The 4950-nt window shown below is 69.1% G+C and carries 4 protein-coding genes; all 4 read right to left on the minus strand.

Annotated elements, in window-relative coordinates:
• Positions 1 to 1744 precede the first annotated feature (1744 nt).
• The 4 genes from IPL61_22980 to IPL61_22995 all read right to left on the minus strand — a co-directional run bounded on the left by IPL61_22980 (position 1745) and on the right by IPL61_22995 (position 4808).
• Positions 1745 to 2014 (minus strand): hypothetical protein, encoded by a 270-nt coding sequence (locus tag IPL61_22980; GenBank protein ID MBK9034095.1) that lies wholly within the window; start codon positions 2012 to 2014, stop codon positions 1745 to 1747.
• Complete coding sequence (locus IPL61_22985; protein ID MBK9034096.1) at positions 1999 to 2319, minus strand: hypothetical protein; 321 nt, start codon at positions 2317 to 2319, stop codon at positions 1999 to 2001. Before IPL61_22985 ends, IPL61_22980 begins: the two co-directional genes overlap by 16 nt.
• Before the next feature lie 8 nt (positions 2320 to 2327).
• Complete coding sequence (locus IPL61_22990; GenBank protein MBK9034097.1) at positions 2328 to 3590, minus strand: RHS repeat protein; 1263 nt, start codon at positions 3588 to 3590, stop codon at positions 2328 to 2330.
• Between the two features lie 600 nt (positions 3591 to 4190).
• Positions 4191 to 4808 (minus strand): hypothetical protein, encoded by a 618-nt coding sequence (locus IPL61_22995; protein ID MBK9034098.1) that lies wholly within the window; start codon positions 4806 to 4808, stop codon positions 4191 to 4193.
• Between the last annotated feature and the right edge of the window lie 142 nt (positions 4809 to 4950).

Genomic DNA, 4950 nt, shown 5'->3' on the forward strand with positions numbered 1-4950 from the left:
TCCCAGTTAGTTGTGATGCAATCACGCCCCACGACCTGTCGATGATCCAGGTCGCTGCGGTCGAGCTTGCGCCAGTCCAGGGGTTTCCGTTTGCCTTGGCCGCCAAGTCGATATCATCAGGACGAACCCGGTCGCCTGTGGGACATGAGAGCGCAACATCTCGAGAGCCGCGTCCCATGACCGCTGTCGTTCGTCTGTCATGTCTTCCACTTCTCCCGTCCCCAATGAAGTACTTCCACTACGCGCCACCCACCCCCTTTGTTCCTTTCGCCTCATCCCAGACGCGAACGGTGACGCGGCCCTCCAGGTCGTGGCGTGGGCCGCCGGCTCCCATTCGATCTTCACCCCTGTCCGTTGCCCAATGCACCTTCTCACGATCCAGGCTTGATCCCCGGCAAGGCTATCCAGGGTACTGCCGGCGGCCCAGCCTGCCGCGGCCAAGAGTTCGTCCTCATTGCCACCAGCGAACGGACAACATCTTGCCCCGCCGAGTTGAGTGTCTGTCGGCCTGAGACAGGCGCTGCCTGCACCGCCGCCTGCGCCTTGGGTCGTGTCCACGACGGCATCCGGCCTCATCGACTTCGCCACAGCAGAGTCACTGACCGGTGCAACCCTCGCGGTGACGACCTGATTCTCTACCGATCGCCCCCCGATGCTATGCCCAACGTACCTGGCGGCGCAAACGAGCGCCTGGCCTCGGTCCGTGCATTCGCCTGCGGTAGAAGTCCCGCCATCGTTCGGCGCGGCGGCTCCGCTTCTCCCTGGCATCGTGGCTCCACCCAGCGCGGCATCCTCCTGCGCCGCCCTTGAGCGAGCCCTCAGCGGCGCCAGGTTCCGGGCGCACGAACGCCGGGCGCCGGGTTCGGAGCGCAGGCCGTCGGCGAGGGCCTGGCGAATCTCGCCTCGCCCGACGAGTGCCATGCCGGCATTCGCTGCATGCCCCACGACGCCGGCTGCGGCATCGGCCCGTGACTTCTGCTCCCCGTGAGCCCGTCTCGGCCCGTGATGAGTTCCCCCCACGGCGAATCCTGCCGCACCTGCCTCATAGAGGACCACCACCTCTGGCACGAGCAGCGTCACGGCGATCTGGGCGGATCGCGATGCCGCGGCGCGGGTTCTCGTACTTGTGCAACTCGCTGTGCCGCCTCGCGATCGCCGCGCTCGGTGTAGCTCCGTCCGTTGCCATCGAGGCTGAGCGCATCGGCGCTCTTGATGTGGTCGTACGCACTATTGGCCCCGTGCGGAGTTCGCTGGGAGCCACGCAGCTACCGCCGCATCGACCTGGTAGCCCGCGCCAGCGGTGGCCGCCATCAACCGGCCCCAGAGCAGCGCCTGCTCGTTTGGACTTGAAGCCGGTGAACTCGGCCGACTCCGATCACATGGTTCCCGTTCACGTCGAGCAGCCGGTTCAGCTCGACCAGCTCCGGAATCGACGCGGCCGATGGCGCTGCCCCCTCCCGGGACCCCACCAGCGCCCCGACCGTGTCGTCGGTGCGATAGCCGGCGCCGGACAACGCGCGCATGGCGCCCTGCCACGTCGCCAGGGTCTCGCGCGGGCTCGGTGGAAGACCGACGCGAACGCATCAAGCCGCCGATCTCACCGGCTTCGATGACGCGGTTGCGGTTCTTGTCGAGCTGGAAGTTGACGAACCGTAGCTCCGCTTCGCTGACCGGGGCCTTCTCCCGATCCGTCCCTCCGGATCCACCATCCCGATCAGATCGCCCCCGACGAACGCGTACAGATTCAACCGTCCTCGGGCCCGATCGGATCGCACGACAGCCAGCGGCCCAGCCACGGCGCGTAGTACCGCTGGGGGTAGGCGTCGAGGCCGGTGGCGCGGTCGCGCTCCTTGCCGGCATAGCGGACGTCGCGCCGGGCGACCTCGCGGACGTCGTCGCCGGCGATGAACGCGCTGCCGCCGTGGGGCAGGTACTCCTCGTACGAGATCAGCGCGCCGGCGGCGTCGAGCTCGAGCGCGGTCGAGCCCTGCGGCGTCGTCAGGTGGTAGCGCACGCGGGCGGGGCCGATGGCGTCCACCTCCGCCGCGAGCGTGTCCACGACGTGCCGGTCGACGACCGCGACCGGCGCTCGCCGTCGGCGACGTGCGTGGTCCAGCGCTCGAGCACGATGGTCGCACCGCGCCGCACCCGGACGCGCTCCTGCCCGCCGTCGAGGTACAGCACCTCGCGGGTCTCGATCACCGGATCCGTCCCGCCGACCACCAGCCGCGTGGCGACCTTCCGCACCCGCAGCCGATCCGCGCCGTACGCGTAGCGCTCACCGTCGTCGACCGGCCCGCCGGCGCGCTCGACGGTCACGGCCTCAGTCAGGCACCGCGCCAGCTCCAGGCCATCCGGCGCAGGTGCGCCAGCGCCACCATGTTGCCCGCGGCGTCGAACATCGCCTCCGGGTCCACCACCGGCACTCCATTGACATCGAGCGCCGCGGTCGCGCGGTTCGAGCCGCTCGCGACCCAGTAGTCGGTCGACCAGCTCGCGGTCGCGCCGGCGTGCTGCATCCGCGTCAGGTTGCCCGACGGGTCGTACGTGAACAGCTGCGTGTAGCGCTCGAGCGCAGCGCCGTTGTTGAGCGACAGGTGCCGCGCGCCGCCGATGGTCCCGGCGGTGCCGGGGATGTAGTCGTGCGGCAAGAGCGCCTGGTGCACGCGCCCGGTCGCCTCGACCAGCCGTCCGTGCGCGTCGTACCGGAAGTCGCGCCGCGCGCTCACCGCCGCCGGCACCAGCGCCGTCGCGCCCTCCTGCGCCAGGTCGAGCGCCCGCGTCACCCGCCCGTCGGCGTCGTACGTGAACCGCAGGCCCTGCAGCGCCTGGCCCGCCCGCGTCGCGTCCTGCGCCACCAGCCGCCCGCTCGCCGGATCGTACGCCCACGTCTGGCCCACGCCGTTGCCCAGGGTCGCCGCCGCCACTCGCCCGTGCGCGTCGCGCGCCAGCCCGTCGACGATCGGCACGTCGACCAGCGCCCCGTCCGGCGTCGTCACCCGCACGCTCGCGAGCGCGCCGCCCGGGTGGTACCCATCCCGCCGCTCGGTCCCGTCGACCAGCCGCGTCCACACCCCGCGCCCCAGCGCGTCGGTCTGCGCCGCCGCTGTCAGCACCTCGGCCTCGAGCGCCACCGCCCCGCGCCAGTCGGGGGTGTCGTCGAGATCGACGCGCAGCTGTCGCTCGGTGGTCCGCACGGCGCCCGCCGGATCATACGCCACCGTCCGCACCTCGCCCGCCCCGTCGCGCACCCGCACCGCCCGCCCCAGCCGGTTGGCGGCCTTCGCGGACGCCAGGTCCGCGTCGGCGTCGCCGTAGCTGATCTCCTCGACCTGCGCGTCGAGCGCCGCGCCGTCGCGCACGATCGTCGCCACCGGTCGATCTGCGACATCGAAGCTGCGCTCGACCTCGAACCCGCGCCCGTCCCAGGTCCACACCGGTCGATCGTACGCGTCCGCCAGCGCCCACGTCGGGCCCGCGTCGACGCTGCTCTGCGCCAGCGGTCGCCCCCGCAGGTCGCGCGCGTAGGTGAACGCGGTCAGGCCCCGCGGATCCACCTGCGCCACCACCTGCCCGCTCGCGTCGGTCACCGACACGACCGCTCGACGCGCGTCGCCGCGCTCGCGTCGCCCACGCACGCGCCGTCGCGGCGTGGCCGCCGGCGCGATCCTCGGCGTCATCGGGCGCCCGCTGCCGCGCCCTCCCGCGCCGCCAGCACCCGCGCGCGAGGCCGCGGGGCGCACGCCCGCCCAAACTACCCCCGGTCCCCCCGGTCCGGTCCGCCCGGTCCGCTAGGCATGTCCGGCATTGTCCGAATTCCGGACACCTAGCCGAGCGGCGGACGGGGCGCGCCCACCCGCACTACCCCCGGTCCGGTCCGGCCCCAAACACAATGCTCACAAGCTCCTCAACTTCCACTTCTGACAGAACGTGAGGGGGGGCAGTTGCGTATGTTTTCCCGCCACAGGCCAGAGCCCACGAGTCAACATGCGCGAGAAGCAACGAACACGCCTCCTGCCTGGTCAGGATTCCATCTCGTGCAACCGCGAATATCTCTTTGTCGCCCAACAACAGATCTCGCACCTTTGATTCGAGATCGTTGATCTCGAGAGAATTGGACGGCATCGGCCGCATGTGAGCACGAATCCACTCGGCGACGCGCGCTATATCGGGGCTCGCGTATTCGGTCATCAGTACACTCCTAATTGAGCAAGATATCTCGCAATATCGTCAAATCCGTCTATGACATCCACGGAAAACGTCCCGTCAGCGGCACGTGTACGAACAAACATTCGAGTCACTGTTGCAGTGACCAGATTACCCCCCTCGACGCGAATCGTCCGCGGAATCCCCTGTGTAGACGTTCTCACTACGCCAGTCGACGGCAAGGCAACCTCAACCTCAACCTCAACCTCAACCTCAACGACAAAACTGGCCTGATATTGCCTGCTTGTGCCATGAACGAATGTATCAGCCATTGTCTCGGAAAGAAACACCTCACCATTTTTTGGAATGAAGCCGCCGGACTTCATGACACCTGCGATCTTGGAAGGGGGCGCGCCATGATATAGAGTCCTTGTCGACTTGGCTGCAACGCCTTCGAACGCTTGAGTGGCAGCTTGTCGGGCCGCCGCCGCTTCACTCCAAGCCACAGTCCCCGCCGCCATCGGATCGCCGCTAGCAGCCGCGGCCCGCACGGCTTCCTGGCTTTGCTGAGGAATACTGTCCAGTGACGCGCCGATCTCATCGGGCCCCAAACCCGGTCCAACATTCGAGAACGCGGAATTCGAAGCGTCGTCCGCGGCCAAGCGGGCGGCCCTGTCCGCTGCCCTCTTCGACATCCAGCTTCGCACGCCTTGGCCCACACCGAGCCCGAGTTCCGCGAGGTTTCCAACGAGCGCCCCGGTGTGCATCCCCTTCTCTCCGTCGATCCCGGCGCCGACGGCACCG

It is taken from the genome of Myxococcales bacterium (genome assembly GCA_016717005.1).
Lineage (GTDB): Bacteria > Myxococcota_A > Polyangia > Haliangiales > Haliangiaceae > UBA2376.